This is a genomic window from Sphingomonas larreae, assembly GCF_051400595.1.
GTDB lineage: Bacteria > Pseudomonadota > Alphaproteobacteria > Sphingomonadales > Sphingomonadaceae > Sphingomonas.
In genome coordinates, this window is the sequence record NZ_JBLFFI010000005.1 from 90,442 (window position 1) to 106,566 (window position 16,125).

The 16,125-nt window shown below is 58.7% G+C and carries 13 protein-coding genes and 1 pseudogene; 8 read left to right on the forward strand and 6 right to left on the reverse strand.

All coding sequences use genetic code 11. The features are described from left to right. The first annotated feature begins 366 nt into the window (after window positions 1-366). The 4 genes and pseudogenes from ACMGDM_RS16850 to ACMGDM_RS16865 all read left to right on the forward strand — a co-directional run bounded on the left by ACMGDM_RS16850 (window position 367) and on the right by ACMGDM_RS16865 (window position 7,024). Window positions 367-687 (forward strand): TrbC/VirB2 family protein, encoded by a 321-nt coding sequence (locus ACMGDM_RS16850; protein WP_436805289.1) that lies wholly within the window; start codon window positions 367-369, stop codon window positions 685-687. Between the two features lie 59 nt (window positions 688-746). Then, window positions 747-1,037 (forward strand): type IV conjugative transfer system protein TraL, encoded by a 291-nt coding sequence (gene traL, locus ACMGDM_RS16855; RefSeq protein WP_183926451.1) that lies wholly within the window; start codon window positions 747-749, stop codon window positions 1,035-1,037. 1 nt (window position 1,038) lies between these two features. Then, window positions 1,039-1,521: pseudogene (locus ACMGDM_RS16860) on the forward strand (type IV conjugative transfer system protein TraE); the annotation flags it as partial. Between the two features lie 1,039 nt (window positions 1,522-2,560). Then, on the forward strand, window positions 2,561-7,024 hold the full coding sequence (locus tag ACMGDM_RS16865; RefSeq protein WP_436805290.1) for an SPM autocatalytic domain-containing protein: 4,464 nt from the start codon (window positions 2,561-2,563) through the stop codon (window positions 7,022-7,024). Between the two features lie 78 nt (window positions 7,025-7,102). On the opposite strand, the gene ACMGDM_RS16870 is transcribed toward ACMGDM_RS16865, so the two are convergent. Then, window positions 7,103-7,357: a hypothetical protein gene (locus ACMGDM_RS16870; protein WP_436805291.1), complete on the reverse strand. Its 255-nt coding sequence runs from the start codon at window positions 7,355-7,357 to the stop codon at window positions 7,103-7,105. A gap of 270 nt (window positions 7,358-7,627) precedes the next feature. On the opposite strand from ACMGDM_RS16870, the gene ACMGDM_RS16875 reads away from it, so the two are divergent. Both ACMGDM_RS16875 and ACMGDM_RS16880 read left to right on the forward strand, forming a co-directional pair. Then, window positions 7,628-7,897 (forward strand): HU family DNA-binding protein, encoded by a 270-nt coding sequence (locus ACMGDM_RS16875; RefSeq protein WP_183925468.1) that lies wholly within the window; start codon window positions 7,628-7,630, stop codon window positions 7,895-7,897. Between the two features lie 437 nt (window positions 7,898-8,334). Continuing rightward, a complete protein-coding gene (locus ACMGDM_RS16880; protein ID WP_436805292.1) occupies window positions 8,335-8,718 on the forward strand; it encodes a hypothetical protein in 384 nt (127 codons plus the stop codon). Between the two features lie 298 nt (window positions 8,719-9,016). Here the strand turns inward: ACMGDM_RS16880 and ACMGDM_RS16885 are convergent, their stop codons facing one another. Continuing rightward, complete coding sequence (locus ACMGDM_RS16885) at window positions 9,017-10,051, reverse strand: IS110 family RNA-guided transposase (protein WP_436805293.1); 1,035 nt, start codon at window positions 10,049-10,051, stop codon at window positions 9,017-9,019. Here ACMGDM_RS16885 and ACMGDM_RS16890 point away from each other — a divergent pair. Continuing rightward, window positions 10,050-10,751, forward strand: coding sequence for an SOS response-associated peptidase (locus ACMGDM_RS16890; RefSeq protein ID WP_436805294.1), 702 nt, complete (start codon window positions 10,050-10,052; stop codon window positions 10,749-10,751). The genes ACMGDM_RS16885 and ACMGDM_RS16890 overlap by 2 nt on opposite strands. A 158-nt stretch (window positions 10,752-10,909) precedes the next feature. Here the strand turns inward: ACMGDM_RS16890 and ACMGDM_RS16895 are convergent, their stop codons facing one another. Further along, the gene (locus tag ACMGDM_RS16895) at window positions 10,910-11,401 is read right to left on the reverse strand and encodes a hypothetical protein (protein WP_436805295.1); all 492 of its coding nucleotides are present in this window, start codon (window positions 11,399-11,401) and stop codon (window positions 10,910-10,912) included. Between the two features lie 422 nt (window positions 11,402-11,823). Between ACMGDM_RS16895 and ACMGDM_RS16900 the strand changes: the two genes are divergently transcribed. Continuing rightward, window positions 11,824-13,035, forward strand: coding sequence for a hypothetical protein (locus ACMGDM_RS16900; protein WP_436805296.1), 1,212 nt, complete (start codon window positions 11,824-11,826; stop codon window positions 13,033-13,035). Between the two features lie 32 nt (window positions 13,036-13,067). On the opposite strand, the gene ACMGDM_RS16905 is transcribed toward ACMGDM_RS16900, so the two are convergent. From ACMGDM_RS16905 to ACMGDM_RS16915, 3 genes are read right to left on the reverse strand one after another with little or no spacing between them, the layout of a single operon-like run. Continuing rightward, window positions 13,068-14,864, reverse strand: a complete 1,797-nt coding sequence (locus ACMGDM_RS16905) for a DUF2326 domain-containing protein (protein ID WP_436805297.1) — start codon at window positions 14,862-14,864, stop codon at window positions 13,068-13,070. Beyond that, a complete protein-coding gene (locus ACMGDM_RS16910; RefSeq protein ID WP_436805298.1) occupies window positions 14,851-15,045 on the reverse strand; it encodes an ABC-three component system middle component 8 in 195 nt (64 codons plus the stop codon). Before ACMGDM_RS16910 ends, ACMGDM_RS16905 begins: the two co-directional genes overlap by 14 nt. 40 nt (window positions 15,046-15,085) lie before the next feature. Beyond that, window positions 15,086-16,045, reverse strand: coding sequence for an ABC-three component system protein (locus ACMGDM_RS16915; RefSeq protein ID WP_436805299.1), 960 nt, complete (start codon window positions 16,043-16,045; stop codon window positions 15,086-15,088). Between the last annotated feature and the right edge of the window lie 80 nt (window positions 16,046-16,125).

The window sequence follows — 16,125 nt, forward strand, 5'->3', positions numbered from 1 at the left end:
GATCCCGAGCTGGCCCCCTGAAAGTACCCCCTACGCTCATCAACGGCGTTGCGCAGCCTCCCACGCATGTCTCCTGTCGATTTCACGTGAGGCAACGAGCTGATTCCACCCTTAATCGCGTCCCGATGGGCGTGGCTCAGATCCGAGCCAATTTGGCCCACATGTGAGCCACGCTGACCCACATCCGGGCTATCCTGACCCAGATATGGGTCAGCGCCTCAAAGCGAAGGAGGAAATTTGAGCCGAGCAGTTCAATAAACCGGCCACGACAGGGTTCCGCGGCGTTCGTTGTTGCGAGCCTGCCTAACGCCAAGCCAGCCTTCCTTTGGGCGCGCTGAAATGCGCTCAGTCAAAGGAGACTCTGTTATGAAGACCCTTCTCAAGATGGGACGTCGCGCCGAGACGGCCGCGCTGGCCACTCTCGGCGTCGCGGCCGCGGCGGCCGTGATGGCCTCGCCGGCCTTCGCCGGTGCCGACGGCACGTTCAACACCGCGCTGGATGCCTTCACCGGCTTTCTCGAGGGTTCGGGCGGCAAGATCATCACCGTCCTGTCGCTGGCCGGTGGTGTCGTCGGCCTCGCCTCGGGCCGCTTCTCGCTCGGCCAGGTCGCAATCCCGGTCGGCGTGGGCGTCGGCGCCGGCACTGGCGTTCCGATCGTCACCTCGACCGTCACCGCCACAATCTGACTCGACCCGGGGCCGGCGGAGATAGCAGCTCCGCCGGCGCCGTCACTGAAGGTGGCGTGATGTCAGCCGACAAGTACGTGATCCCATCGCACCTCGACGATCCTGAGCTCATCGGCTTTTGGACGCTGGACGAGTTCCTCGCGATGGTCATCCCCTTCACCTGGGGGATCCTGTCCCAACACATCGTCATCGGGATTGGCTTGGCCATCTTGGGATGGTGGGCACTGCGCCGTGCAAAGGCGGGACGGGCGACTTCGTGGCTGATCCACCTGGCGTACTGGCACCTGCCCGGCGGGTTCCCGTCGCTCAAGGCCACGCCACCTTCCTACCTCCGACTGATGGTGGGCTGACATGGATTTCTCCTACCAGCACGCGCAGAGCCAGCGCGTCCTTCGCCAGCGCAATCTCCTCGGCATGACCGCCCTCGTGCTGGCCGGCGCCGTCGCGCTTCTGCTACTCATGTCGGCGACGCGCAGTCGCGAGATTGTCCTGCAGCCGGTCCTCGGATCGCCGGTGACGGTCTCCAGCTCGGGCGTGTCGCGCGAGTATCTCGAGCTGGTCACCCGCGACACCGCGGTGCTGACGCTCAACCGGTCGCCGGGCAGCCTCGATTATTGGATGAAGTCGGTCCTCGCGATCGTCTCTCCCAAGGCGCAGGGCGCCATCAAGGCCGACCTCCTCAAGATCGTCAGTGAGCAGCGCGGCTCCAGCATGAGCCAGTTCTTCACGCTCGAGGGCATGGAGATCGACGCCAAGCACCTGAAGTCGACTGTTACGGGCAAGCTCAGCACGGTGGTCGGCCAGAAGGTCGTGTCGGTCAAGCCGGCAAAGTTCGGCTTATCGCAACCGCGCCGCGACGAGGGCGAGAGGCTCAGCGGCATTAACGATCCCGATCGGCGTATTGCGCAGCCTCACCCGCTCAATCGCGAGAGAGCTGATCGATCCCTACCCTGCGGCGATTTCAAGCACATACGCGATGTCCTCGTTGGCGAGCTTCGAGAGCATGTGTCGGAGGGCTGCGATGATGCCGCCATCCAGCACGACATCGTTACGCCTTATCCGTCAAAGGGATGCGGGATACCTAATCGCTAAGTGATCTAGCAGGGGTTCCCGCAGTTAACCAAGCAGATGCCTCTCGGCAACCCACGACTCTCGCATCACGTCGATGGATCCTGACCATTGGCGGCTTCTCCACACGACCAGCCACCTTGCAAATCTACAACACAGGAAACAAAAAGCTACAGCGAGTGCAGATGCATCTTGATTGCTGGCACGAGGAACGCTTACGCCACCCTAAAAACAGCCATGAATGAGAATATTGTTAATTATTATTAAGCAAGAGTTAGCAGGCCATCATGTCGAAGATACAGACGGAACGGTTAGGCGCTCCCCATGACTCATTCCTTCACAGTGATGAGTCTATAGAGTGGCGATGCCATCCGGACAGGCACGAATACACCAAGTACTGTCTTATCCAATCGATCACTCCTGTAGCACTGTTTTTAGTTTTAGGTGTGCTTACCTCGCTATACTCAGGCTCCACTCCAGGCTCTGGATTTTACGCCTTCTTTGCTCTCCTTGCCTCTATTACATTGTACTCTCTCCTATGGCGCTTGAAAACAATAGCACGCTCCGAGTACATAGTTACCAATACCCGTATTCTGGTTAAGACAGGCTCGGTCATCCGATACGCATATCGAAGTGATATCAAAGGTGTTCGATTTAAGGCTCGATCAAACGACGTCTTAGATTGCATTTTTAGTGCTGGATTAACCTCCGCTTCCGAAGGAATCACAGCGGATCAGCTGGAGCTACCTGCAGCTACAAACACGAACATGCTAAAGCGTTGTATTGGCCTAACGGGGGAAAAGATATGACTACTTACTGGGGATTGAGAGAGAACTTCAGCAGCCGCAAGTACGAGATTGGTATCGGCCTCTTCTCGTTTAGCATTGGGTTCAATGAAAATAATCCCAGCGGCGACCTAAGCGGCGGCGTAGGAGCCTCTGTATCAATTGATGGTTTCACCTTGAGGTACGGTCAGGATCTCAAAGGCAATTGGAACATGCTGGGCGGCGTAGGCCTCAACGTCAAAACACCATACAATGTCGGCAAGGGCAAGGCTTTCATCGGAGGCGGATGGCACTCTTCTCATGGTCCCGTTGGACAGGCCGATCTGGATTTAAACTTTCCGTTAGGACAGGACAACCTCTCATCGGGAATCCGGTTTGGGGGACGACTGGACTTGGGTGACCTAAGAAAGTACTTTGCTAGGTTGCGCGACCCGATTGTTATAGATCTAAACGGGAACGGCGCAAATCTGACATCACTTAACTTTTCTAATGCCTATTATGACTTCGGGAACGATGGCGTCCGTGAGAAGGTAAGCTGGTTTGAACCATCCGACGGTATCTTAGTTGCGGATCTCGATAAGGATGGCGTGATCGCAAGCGCGGTCGACCTCTTTGGCGCAGGCCCTTCAGATGCTTTCGCGAGCTTGTCCACATTTGATCAAAATGGCGACGGCAAAATCGACTCAAATGATCAGGTATTCTCTGATCTTCGTGTCTGGATTGATGCGAACGCAGATGGCGTTGCCGCCGACAGCGAGTTGCTTTCTCTAGAGAAAGTCGGCGTTAGATCTGTTAGCGTAGCTGTGTCTCCTGTTAATGCTTCTGTCGGTGACAGCCTTGTTATAAACAAGGGCGAGATTTTATTCAACACTGGCCGGGTTAGCGACGCCTATAGCGTGGCCTTAGCGACAGACGCAACGGTCGGTTCTCCTTTGCCACCCGGAACAATTGTGTCGAACGAGATGCTGGCGCTTCCAGACCTTCCCGGGTCGGGTCGGGTTCCATCCTTGTGGGAATGGGCAGCACGGAGCGAATCCAATTTGAGTGCTCTGAAAGCGGCTGCTGCACAGTTCGGCCGCGCCGAGACGCTAACCGAGCTTGTCGCTGGAGGCCGTTCTAGCGATCCACACGCACCGTTCGTCTTGTCTCCGTTCGCGCTCTTCTTGGCCGGGTGGGCTGGCGCTCAAGGCGAAGATGACGCTGCGTTGATGGTCAACACGGTAGAGCGCTTTATTGGAGAGGAGCTGACTCGCGCCGACCTTACAGAGCCAAACTTTCTTTATCTTTGCGACTTGTTTGTTGCAAAGCTTGCAATGCAATTCTTAATGCAAGTTGGCATCGCGCCAGCGCGAGCTACCGCGGTGACAATCGCCCAAGATTTGATTGCCACCTTTGGTCCGAACGTATCCAGCGCGACCGAGCAGGAGATCGCTGGTATCGCGACTAAACATGCGGACGATTTCGCGGATGCTATCGACGCGATCGGACCGCTTGCAAAGGGCCTGTCCAAGGTAAGCTACAACGTACTTGACGGCGCATACTCAGGTGACCTCTCGACGTTGCTAGCCGAAAAACTCGGTGACCTCCGGTCAACACCTATTGAGCTTTCGTGGGAGAGACTACAAGCGCAGTACGACAATGATGTTTGGCTGTGGCAATTATCGGACCAGATGTCCCCTGATCCGGATCGCGAGTCGATGCTTCGGCAAGCCTTCCGTATCGCTACGGGCAACAAGGCGTTTTCAATCGACACCATGAGGCATGCGCTTAATGGCACCGCGGCTGACGATGCGCTGTCGCTCTCGGGGTCGGCAATGGTGGTAACAGGCGGGGGCTCGGATCGAATCTTAGCTAACAGCTCCGATTCAATAATTGTGGTCGACAAGCTCAACGGTAATTCCATCTTAGTGGATAACGGCGGTTCAGACGAACTTGCCTTTTGGGACACCAGTTTCTCCGAAATCGCAATTAAGTACATTAGAACTGAAAACACTTTGTTACTAGCGGGCAAGTATGGCTCCGTACTTATAGCTAATGCATTTGATAGCGCCGGACATCCGGTGGTTGAGAAGATTTCGTTTGCGGATGGGACAGTTTTAATCAGTAAGGACATCCGAACGCTCGCCCTGGCGAGCGAAGCAACTTCGGATGATGATCGGGTAGTAGGCTGGAATGGCGGGCAGGCAATCTCGGGCTTGGGTGGCAATGACCATATCGTCGCCGGTGGCGGAGATGACTTCGTAGAGGGCGGAGCCGGAGACGACATCATCGATGGAGGTCTAGGTGACGATATCCTCTCTGGAAACGAAGGCACTGATGTTTTCGTCGAGTCCGACGGAAATGATCTTTACTTCTGGTCTCATAGCGAGGGGACCGACGAGCTGCTCGGTCAAGGCAGCGGATACAACCAACTCCGGTTTTCAGATGACGTTCGCAGGGATGACTTGCATTTTAGCATTGATAGAAGTTCGGGTAGAGACCTAACTATCTACGTTTTGGGTAAATCTGGTTCTATCAAAACAAAGGCGGCCTTCGATGACAGGTCAATGATGATTTCGGAGTTTCTTTTTGCCAATGGAACTAAATCATCCTTGGCTCAAATCCTGTCTGCGGCGGCCGAGGCTGAGGCCCACCTGGGTGGGAACGTATGGGGTAGTCATTATTCGGACGTGCTGATCGCCGCTGACACTCCTGACATAATTGACGCCCGAGGCGGTAATGATGTCGTGACAGGCGGCCGCGGCAACGACATCCTTGGTGGCGGCGCTGGTGACGATGTCTACCGCTTTGCCCGCGGCGACGGACAGGACCGCCTCGAGGATTATGGCGGTCGAAACCAGTTCCAGGATCTGATCCATGGCGGCAACGACCGCATCGAGTTCGGCGAGGGCATCAGCCCCGACGACATCGAGGTCGTGCAGCTGTCGGCCAGTGACCTCGCGCTGCGCATCCGCGGCACCACGGACCAGATCACCATCACGAACATGCTCAGCGAACCCACCTTCGCCATTGAGCAGGTGCGCTTCGCCGATGGAACCACGTGGAGCTACCGTGATGTTGTCGTGCGCTCACAGACGACGACCGGTGACAACGACCTGGTCTACTCCGGCTATACCGCCTCGAACATCGACGGCGGAGCGGGCAACGACACGATGTTCGGCAGCGGCGACGCGGATATCCTCTCCGGCGGGACCGGCGATGATACGCTATATGCCAACCCTGGAGCAGATATCCTGACCGGCGGGACGGGCAACGACATCCTTGGTGGTGGCGCTGGTGACGATGTCTACCGCTTTGCCCGCGGCGACGGACAGGACCGCCTCGAGGATTATGGCGGTCGAAACCAGTTCCAGGATCTGATCCATGGCGGCAACGACCGCATCGAGTTCGGCGAGGGCATCAGCCCCGACGACATCGAGGTCGTGCAGCTGTCGGCCAGTGACCTCGCGCTGCGCATCCGCGGCACCACGGACCAGATCACCATCACGAACATGCTCAGCGAACCCACCTTCGCCATTGAGCAGGTGCGCTTCGCCGATGGAACAATCTGGGCAGGTACCGATCTCCTAGCCTTGTCGCGCCCTCAAAATCCCTCGAACGACTTTGATGGCGACGGCAAAAGCGATATTCTTTGGAGAAACTTCGCTGGCGACGTTACGAAATGGACGTCGAGCGGAAGCGGCTACGTGATCAATGATGCGGCTTTTTATACTAATGTTGTTTCTAGCTGGCAGGTTATAGACGTTGCCGACTTCAATGGCGATGGTAAAGGCGACATTCTTTGGCGCTCAACGGAGGGACACACAGCAAACTGGCTGTCCACCGGAATAGGCTTTAGCTCGAACGACAGTAACTTTTATGCCAATGTATCCTTAGATTGGAACTTGATTGGCTCGGCGGATTTTAATGGTGACGGCCTCTCGGATCTCGCTTGGCGGAACCAAGACGGGCGATTTGCCTCATGGCTCGGCAACGGAAAAAGCTTTACGCCTGATGATAGCAATCAAGCTCTTGTTGCTCCTGAGTGGAGGTTTGCCGCTGAAGGCGACTTCAATTCCGACGATAGGGCGGACATTGTTTGGCAGAACTCACTTGGTGGCATCCAGGTTTGGTTTTCGGGAAACGATGTAAGTTATAAGCAAGGCGCGATTGTCACAGACCTTTCTTTCAGCAGCAAGGTCCTTGGAGTAGGCGATTTCGACGGTGACAGGAAGGATGATCTGCTTCTTGAGGCTGGCGGCTCAATAACCGTCGCGCGATCTCAAGCTAGTGGGTTCGTCGTTGATCAATCCTTCTCCAAGGCAGTAGAAGGTGGCCGCGTCGCTCAGGTCGGCTATTACGATGGAGATCGCTTAGCGGATATCATCGTTCAATCTGGCGGCGGAAGCTATGAACTTTGGAGGTCCGATCAGGTCTCATTTCAAGTGGATGACAGCTTTTCCTTCTCCGTTCCCAGCGGTTGGGATATCCAGCCGTTCATCTGACAACCCCACTCGTTCAACATAGGTGCGTAAACCGCCGCGCTTAGATCTAGCTATAACGTAGACTGCTTTGGGGCGGGCCTAAGCCCGCCCTCTTTTTTCCTCTTTGTTGTATATCCAGAGAACGTTCGCGGGCGCGGCAGGCCGTAGCTGCAGGACCTGCTCTTCGGTCAGGCGGACACCGCCGTCGATCCGCTCCCGCAGCTGCGTGTCCTCGCCGCTCAGGTACTCGTGGGCGAAGGCATAATGGTCTGGGGTGTGAGCAAGCCGGTGATGGTCAAGGAAGACGAGGACCTCGGCGCCGCCCTGCGGCCGCTTCCTACGATCTACCATCATAGCTCTCCGTCCGACCGAGCGCCCCCTCCCCTGCCGCTCTGGATCGAGCTAGTGATTATAGATCCACATTGCGATCCTTCATCGCCTCTTCGGTAGGCCGCCGATCGGACCGGTGCCTCGACCATCTCGAAAATGGCCGCGACGTCGTGCTCTTCCAGCTTCGAGAGCATCAGCCGGATCGCGTTGGTGCTGGCATCGTCCAGCACGATCGTTGCCTCAACATCCGGCATGAGTATGGTTCGCTTCGTTTTTCAGGGAGGTACGATTACCATGAACGTTGGTGAGCTGGCCAAGGGCGTCGCGGCTGCGACGGGTACGAGCGAGGCGGACGCGAAGAAGACGATTACCGCGGTGTTCGACCAGATCGCGGCTGCGGCCGCGAAGGGCGAAGAGGTCTCGATCAATGGGTTCGGCAAGTTCACCGTCAAGGATCGTCCGGAGCGCGAGGGCCGCAACCCAGCGACCGGCGAGACCATGACCATCGCGGCGTCCAAGAAGGTCGCGTTCACGGCCGCGAAGGGCCTGAAGGACAAGCTCTGACGCATACGCGCCGGCGGGTTAGCTCGCCGGCGCCTTTAGGAGGCGCGGATGTGCAATCGGTTGTGTGATTGCGGTCCCCGCCACAAGCGAAAAGCGGCCTGTCGATAGGCGCCCACTTGGGGCGTTGGCGCCAACGGCAGCATGCCTGTAAACTGCAGGAGCAGGCACCTGTCTACGAGAGCGCCCAGTAGGGGGAGACGGGCATGTTAGGAACTCGCCTTAGTATAGCTTTGGGCTGTGCGACATTGGCGATCAGCCCTCCCGCACTTGGGCAGTTTACTCTCCCAAAGCCCGAAGTGTTTGCACGCGCAGAAGACCAGCAGCGCGCACGCCTGCTCACGAAGGCATGCGCCGAGGCTGACGTGGGCCGTGGTTGTTACCGTCACGACGGCCGTTTGATACGGAAAGCACCCTGCACGTATCATATCGATACCGGAGTGATCGGATCGCTGCCTACAGATCAATGCTACAAGATGGAACCTGCACGCCGCTACCGTGGCACTTGGATCGACGCGTTTGAGGGCCAGCAGTTCATACCGGAGGGAACGGAGGCGCCCGAATGGCCAAGCAGTAGCCCAGGAACCTCCGAATGGAGGAAGGAAGCGGACCGAGCTATTGCAGCTACAATCTGGCTTGATGTCGAGCGCGCTAAACTAGGTCACAAATGGCAGCAGGGCGGAAGAACGGCGCTCATCGAGTTTATTGGCCGCAAGACTATGTTCCCCGGAAACTATGGCCACATGGGGATGTCGGGACAGGAGATCATTGTCGATCGCTTGATCTCGTTAACGGAATGTCCCAAGGAAAGGACTTGCAGCTAAAAGCTGACTATTCGCAGTCCACCATTCCTTGTCATCTTAGACCGCACGCGCACAACGGCGTGACCAGGTGAGGACCTGATCTCAGCGCGATGGTTGGGCATTCCGAGGTTCGAGCTTGTGTTCGAGGTCGGCGCGAAGCCGCCTCATTATGGGTCGTTCGATGGCTGATCGAGGGCTGCTATCTATCTTGGACGGGCTCTGGTGGCACTCCGATTACAGCGCAGTCGCCTCGACCTCGTTCTCTCGGCTGCCCCCGCCTTGCGGCGGAGCTGGTGAAGGTGGTGTGGAGGTCAGCCCGTCATGCGACGGCTTCCTCACGCGTCCACCGGAACTCAGTGCCGTCCGTCCAAATGCGATGCATGACGATCGCCAGCTTGCGCGCGACTGCCACGATGGCCCTGCGCAGCCCGCGCCGCTTCGCGACGGCCATGCCCCACGCCTTCAGCGTCGACCGCCGCTTCGATCGCGTAAGCAGCGCCAGCGACGCCTGGTAAAGCGTCGTGCGCATCAGTGCGTCGCCTGTTTTGGAGATCGAGCCGTTCCGATCCGTCTCGCCGCTGGCATACTTCCTCGGCGTCATGCCGAGGTGAGCACCTACGTCGCGCGGGTGCTGGAAGCGGCTTGGGTCGTCAATGACAGCGAGAAAGGTGACAGCCGTGACCGCGCCAACGCCCGGCACGGTCATGAGGCGTCGGCAGGTGTCGTCACGGGCGACCGCATCGAGCAGCATCTTGTGCAGCACGGCGGACTGCTCGCGAAGCGCGGATCGCGCGATGAGCATGGGCCTCACCATGGCCGCGAGCCTCGGTCGGTTCTCGACCAGCTCCATGGCACGCTGCTCGAACTGCCGCGACGCGATCCGCCCTGACAGCTTCAGCCCGAAGGCGCGGAGTGTACCGCGAACCTCGTTCTCGATGTCGCCGTACTTGACCAGAAGGGTCTTGCGGTTGGCGAGCAGCATCCGCAGCTCCTGATCTACCGGGCTCTTGATGTGGACCGGGCGATACCAGCCGACGCGGATCACCTGAGCGATGGCACGCGCGTCATTTCGATCGGTCTTCACCGGCATGGTCTTGGTCAGCGCGCGAAGTCGGCGCGGGTCGATGCAGATCATGGGCAGCCCACGGGCGGTCAGCTCGGCGTACAGCCAGCGCGCCAAGCCACCGATCTCCAGGCCGACCTTCTCAGGATGAACGTCGCGTTCGAGCAGCCAGTCGGCGATGGCGTCGGGTTCGGAAGGCGCCGTGCCTTCAAACTCGATCGTTCCATCCTCGTCGACCACACAGATCGCCACCTCGGCCAGCGAGACGTCGAGCCCAACATACTGCAACATGGCACCACTCCGCGTCTGCCGGCCCCATGCCGGCCCAGATCAACGGTGCGCGTCGAAGAGTGTGGACCGCAATCATCCCATCTATCGGCTCACGGCCAAGCAGGCCGAGGTGATGGCGACGTTCGGCATCCGGCCGCCCTATGAACCCGATGAAACTTTCCCCGTCGGTGACATCTTCCCGACGGGCAACAAGACGCCCTTCTACGGTGCTGTGATCGTGAAGGACGGCGACGATCGCCGCCTCGAGCGCATGGAGTGGGGCGTACCGACCCAGGTGCCCAGCAAACGCGATCCAGCGGTGAAGCTGACGAAGTACGTGACCAACGTCCGGAACCTCAATTCGAGCTTCTGGCGATCGATGTTGACCACGCCGGCGCGTCGCTGCCTCGTGCCGGTCACGTCGTTCTCCGAGTACGGGATCGCGCCCGGGGAGGACGGCAAGAAGCCGCTGCACTGGTTCGACGTGCCGAGCCGCCCGATCTTCGCGTTCGCGGGCATCTGGCGGCCAACTGAGCGCGGCAACGCCTATGGATTTCTGACGACTGAGCCGAACGCGATCGTGGCCCCTATCCACCCTAAAGCCATGCCGGTGATCCTGCACGACGACGATTACGATCGCTGGTTGACCGCACCCTGGGAGGAGCTCAGCAAGCTTGTCTCCCCTTATCCTTCTCAGTTGATGACTATCTCGTGTGATTAGCGTCAGGAGGTTGGCTAACGTGCTTATGGTCCCTCCGTCGATTTCACCACTGACCGGTTCCCTAAGACGCGGGCGCGCAGGAACATAACGAGATCCATCCGGCTAAGGGCGTGACCAAGGATACCAAGACGCTACCTTCGCAAACGGGAAGGTGACGTTCACTCGTCTCCGAACAGCTGCCACCGTGAAAGGCCCAGCCCCTTCATCGCTGCAGGCACAATTGCTAGAAGCAGACGTTCCTCGCGATCCTTGTCCTCCTCAATCATCTCTTCGTAAGAGTCCGGATGGCTCTGCTCACGGCTTCGATCTGTCTCTGCGACGTAGGACGAAAGCAATCTCGCGACCTCAGGAGGCAAGGCTAGTTCGCCAAGGTCGGCGTAGCGTCTCAATAAGCGAGAAGCGTCAGCGCCGCGATCTGAAGCCCGTTTTCGCCAATCTTCATCATATCTGGATTTTAGGAAGGTCTCACGCCAGTGTATCTCCGATAGGCGCTGCATATCGTGGATCGCCTCTATGACCGCTGCACAGCCGTCGAAACGTCTTTGCCACCACCGCTCCCTGTAAAATCGCTTTAAGGAAAGCCACATAGTCGCGAGGCTTGCGGACACGCCGCTGAGGACGGCAACTATTAGCGATTGATACCACGTCATCGATCCTGATCCTAACTCGCGAGAAGCCGATCGCCGCTCTCCTGGTCAAAGCCGTAGACGTTGGCACGGGAAATCGTGAGCTTGCGGGCAAGATGGGCCCGACGAACTCCTCCGGCGAGTAGCGCGAGGACGATGTACCGATCAATGCGTCCGTTCCCGCCGGTGCGTCATCAATGGGTGCCTGCCTCAGCTTGGTGCGCTGAGCAGCGCCGTGTGACGACAACGCTGACCTCGTGCCTCTTGCGCCCATGGACCCGCTGCGACAGCAACGAGCTCGGACCGTCGGCAAACGGCCGCTCACGCCCAATCCCGGACGCCAAACCCATAATTGCCTCGCCGAACTGCGGTCGTCCGTTCACCCGCGTGAAGGCAGTTCCATCAAGCTAGTGACCTTGCAGTCTGCACCATTTATCGGCTGAAGCATGATCGTTCGAGAATATGCTTCATGCGATGAGTGCGGAACCGTCCACGTGCTGCGCATCGGGATGAGTGGTGAGCCGATCCAGGCGCACCATTTCGAGTGCCGGAATTGCGGGCAGGAAATGGGGATCACGCTCGAAGACAAGGTTGGCATGACGTTTGGTCCGAATGCCACTAGGGCCACGCATGATGATAGTGGGCCCGTCGTCAATCTTCACCCGAGCTTCGTATTCACAAAGGAGGACATCGGACGCGCCGATGCCTTTCCTAGCGTCGAGCTTGGTAGCAAGCTCGTGGGCGCCATGCTCGAGGCACGCGCAAGGGTAGGGCTGCCAGGGGAGCTTCCACCTCGCCCTGAATTGCCGGAGCGCGCTCGTGTCACCGAGGAATGGCCGCCGTTGCGTGCGGCTTGGTCCCTATCCCGAAACGGCAAGGCGGAACTGGCGCAAAAGCGGATTGACTCCTTCGTCAGCACCGCCGGCTATGAGGACACACCGACGTCCATCCAGGACTGGCTTTTCCAGTTTATCGGCGACCTGACGCGTCCTTATTTCGAACGGCTCTGGGAAGGATTGTTTGAGCAGCTTCGCGTGGCGGTCCAGAAGGCCGACTTTCGGCGCTTTGTCGCGTTTTACGATACCGAACTCAGCACGGCGCATAGCCGCCGCTACTTCGAGATATGCAAGGCTTATCTCGGGGCCTTTTCCGAATTCTCGCAGGTCCATCAGCTCGTCGCCTCCGACATTCCCGTTGACAACGGCCACGTCGCCGCGTCGTCGAACTTCGACCTGACGCGAATGTTTTACGGCAATGCTTTCGAAGCCTTTGGCGACAACGTGGAGATCCTGACCGCGATTAACAATTTGATCGAGGACCGCCCGTTCGACCAACTGGCATCGATCACATTCGAGAAGTACCGGTCGACCGACAAAGCCGGCCGCACGCGCGCCTTCGGCGACAATCCGGCGCTTTCGGCGGTCGCAGCCGAGTTCGACAATCGGCTGCGCAATGCGTCGCACCACGGTGGCATGACATTCGACCGGGCATCGGGCCTGATTGAGTATCGCGCCGGCAAGGGTGCACAGGCCGACGCCGAGAACATCAGCTACGCGGCCTATCTGGCGCGCAGCTCCCGGCTGTTCATCCAGCTGATGTTGGTCTTCAGGCTGGAAATACTGATCGCGAACAAGTTTGGCGCACGGCTGCCAATCTGAACTCGCGTCAGCAGGCGAACGGTGATCGCCCGTTACCAGGGCGCCATTTTGAACAGCCGGCCGCTTTCGCCCTCATCATGGAGCAGCAGCACAATTTCCTCCTTTTCGAAGAATGGCTGGTCGGCCGGGCGCTTCGGCAGATCGGAATCGATCAGCGTGGCGATCGATTGGATCCCCATCCCGGTGTAGCGCCGCAGCACGGAGATCAGCAGCTCCTTCTTGCGGTCGTCGAGCGATTCCAGCACTCCGTCATGATAGGCGAAGCGTGGGAAGGCCTCGCCCAGGTGCGCTCGGATTAGCGCCAGATCGAACGCGACGCAGAGCAGCTTTCGGTAGCTGTGGCCGCGATCGGCGCTGGTGGCGTTTCCAGCCTCGTCGAGTAGTTCGGCCTTGAACTCGAGATGCCCCAGCCGGTTGACTGAGACGTTGAGCAGGGCCTTACTATCAATGACCTCCTCGACGATCTCGTTGAAGTAGAGCCGGATCGCTGAGAACAGGCTGTCAGGACTCGCGCTCTTTGTCTCGACATCGGCCTCGATAGCGCTCTGCAGGTGGATCTTTTCCTCCTGCAGCGAACGAATATCGGTGCGCAGCTGCTGCAGGCGGTGGACGAAATCCCGTTGACGCTGGAGCGACTGGATGTCCGCGCGCAAGGTAACCAGCTCGCTGGTGAAGCGGCGGTATTTGGCGAAGGTGTCCGTCTCGCTCAGGAAGGCAAGCATCTCGGCCCGGCGTTTGCCGGCGGTGTTGAGTTCGGCGTTCACCGCCTTCAGCTCGGCGTCGATGTCGGCGCGCTCCTCGACCAAATAGCCTTGGCGCTCCTCGGTGATCGCCTTGTTGAATTCGATCAGCTGCTGGAAGTCGCGCTTGATCTGCCCGCCGAAGAGCACGCCTGCCTCCTCAAACAACTCGGCGGCCTCGTCGGGGTTGAAGAGAATCTGGTCGTCCTGCAGCGAAGCCACGATCTTCTTGCGGTTGGCCATCAGCGAATAGCGGCGCGCGTTCAGCACGGCGATCCGCTCGTCCACTTTGTCGACGAGCATCTTGGTTTCGGATTTGTCTTCGCTACGGAAATCGAAGCCATCGAGCAGCGCCTGCTTCTTCTCGACCTCCTGCGTTTTCAACAGAAGGATGCCATCGATCTTGCCCGCATCCTCGATATCTCCGCCACCGAGCTCCTGCCGGATGGTGACGGACTTCGCTTCCAGGTCCATCAGTTCTGACTCTTTGGCGTAATGTTGGCTGATCAGCGCCGCATCGAACCCGAGGATGTGGGCCAGGAACGGCTTCCAGTCGGCATGCGAGTTCGCGAATCGTCGTAGTTGGAAGACGTCGCCGAAATCCTCTTGCGATCGAAGGAAATAGCCGAGGCCTTTGCGGTAGCGCCATGGCTTGAGCGCCCGCCAGTCCAGATAGCTGTCGAGAAGCTCCCTTGCCCGCTCGAATGGCACATTCACATGATCCCACTCGCGCTCGGCGAGGTCGGAAAAATCCTGGTGGCGAGCGGCGTGCTTCTTGAAGGCGATCCGGCTTTGGTCGGCGACACCGCGACGCACGGTCACGTAGGTGCCGTCGAGCAGTTCGATCTCGAGGAAGAACACGAAATCTGCGAAGCGGTCCTCATGCCGGTACAGGAAGAATTTGGGGTCCCTGCCAGCGAGGTAGCCGAAATCGAGCAGCCGACCTAGCGTCGTCTTGCCCAGGTTGTGCGTATCGCGGTTTTGGTTCTCCGGCAGGCGGATCTCGGCGAGCACCACGTTGAGCTCGGGCGTAAACTCGATCGCCGCGAAGCGATCCGGTTGATCGGTGTAGAGCTTAGACGGCTTCATTCAGGCCAACATATTCGAACGAGTCTGTTTTCGGATGGTAGATGACCAGCCCGAGCAGGAACAGGAAGTTGAGCGAGGGCAGGAACAGCACGTCGCCCCCCGAGACGGCCTTGCGCGCATAGGCGAGCAGCGAGCTGTAGTCCGCCAGCCGCTTGTCCTTCAGCCGTTTGAGCAAAAGCATGGCGACGTTGACGACCGTCCGATCGGGGTGGGCATGTTTGCTAGGCCTCAACATCGTCTGCTCCCAGCCCAATGTCGCAATTCCAGTACATGTAGAAGACGACCGCGCGCGTCAGCCGCTTGTGCTGGCGGAGCACCGGGTCGCGGTCGAACAGCAGATCGACGAGGTAGTTCATCACCGCGTCGAAGTTCTGATGGTCTTTCCGCTTCGCGATAATCTTGAGCTCGAATTCTTCGACTGCCGCCTCGTACCGCTTGAGGATGTGCAGGTTTTCCGGCGCGGCGAGGAAGGCGCGGATCTGGGCGGTGTCCTTCAGATACAGCCTCCGCTGCAGCTTCGCGTATTCCGGTGTCATCTGGTTGAGGACGTTCTTCACCTCATAGGGCGTTCGCGCTTCGGGTGGCGCGTCAACCGCCTCGGTGACAAGCGCACTATGAGCTACGAATGCCTCGACGACTTCGGCCAACTCGTCGGGCGAGACTATAAGCGGAGAATCGATAGGATCGAGCTTGGCGAGCTTGGCGACCTCCGGGAATTGCTTCAGCCAGGACTCGAGCTGCTCGATGCCGCAGAGATAGATCGAGCCCTCGGGTAGGCCGGTATTCTTCGCGAGGTAGGTGGTGATCGTCTGCTCGGCATTGCCGGCGAGCCGTCGGTTTGAGAACAGCATGTAATGGTCGAGCTGCTTGGCATTACGCAGCTTTTTGACGCGCAGCACCTCCTCGCCGATCACCGTCTTCTCGGATTTCAAGCTATAGAATTCCGTTTCTGAGAAGCTCTTGTTGTAGCCGTTGGTATGCTTTGCTTGGACGATGACCGTGCCTGTCCAGGGAGCCGCGGTGCTCGGCATAAGCTGCGCAGTGCCGACGAACTTCGCGTCACGGCCGCCGTCCGGGCCCTTCGCGAAGCCCTTGACGCCGGCGCCGAGCAGGTAGCGACACAAGAAGACGATCAACGCCTCGAATTGATCGTCGCCCAGATCCTCATAACGGTACATCATACCGACGCGTACAGCCGGTGCGGCTTCTCAAGCTCGCCCGCCTTGCAGAAATGATGGCCCGCGCTATCCATAGATCGTCC

Excerpts from the sequence above, each read along its gene's own strand:
- ACMGDM_RS16850 (WP_436805289.1), top strand. The coding sequence starts at position 367 with ATGAAGACCCTTCTCAAGATGGGACGTCGCGCCGAGACGGCCGCGCTG.
- traL (WP_183926451.1), top strand. The coding sequence starts at position 747 with ATGTCAGCCGACAAGTACGTGATCCCATCGCACCTCGACGATCCTGAG.
- ACMGDM_RS16910 (WP_436805298.1), bottom strand. The coding sequence starts at position 15,045 with ATGCTTTTGCTCAAACGGCTGAAGGACAAGCGGCTGGCGGACTACAGC.
- ACMGDM_RS16890 (WP_436805294.1), top strand. The coding sequence starts at position 10,050 with ATGGCACCACTCCGCGTCTGCCGGCCCCATGCCGGCCCAGATCAACGG.
- ACMGDM_RS16900 (WP_436805296.1), top strand. The coding sequence starts at position 11,824 with ATGATCGTTCGAGAATATGCTTCATGCGATGAGTGCGGAACCGTCCAC.
- ACMGDM_RS16895 (WP_436805295.1), bottom strand. The coding sequence starts at position 11,401 with ATGACGTGGTATCAATCGCTAATAGTTGCCGTCCTCAGCGGCGTGTCC.
- ACMGDM_RS16905 (WP_436805297.1), bottom strand. The coding sequence starts at position 14,864 with ATGAAGCCGTCTAAGCTCTACACCGATCAACCGGATCGCTTCGCGGCG.
- ACMGDM_RS16875 (WP_183925468.1), top strand. The coding sequence starts at position 7,628 with ATGAACGTTGGTGAGCTGGCCAAGGGCGTCGCGGCTGCGACGGGTACG.
- ACMGDM_RS16865 (WP_436805290.1), top strand. The coding sequence starts at position 2,561 with ATGACTACTTACTGGGGATTGAGAGAGAACTTCAGCAGCCGCAAGTAC.
- ACMGDM_RS16885 (WP_436805293.1), bottom strand. The coding sequence starts at position 10,051 with ATGTTGCAGTATGTTGGGCTCGACGTCTCGCTGGCCGAGGTGGCGATC.
- ACMGDM_RS16870 (WP_436805291.1), bottom strand. The coding sequence starts at position 7,357 with ATGATGGTAGATCGTAGGAAGCGGCCGCAGGGCGGCGCCGAGGTCCTC.
- ACMGDM_RS16915 (WP_436805299.1), bottom strand. The coding sequence starts at position 16,045 with ATGATGTACCGTTATGAGGATCTGGGCGACGATCAATTCGAGGCGTTG.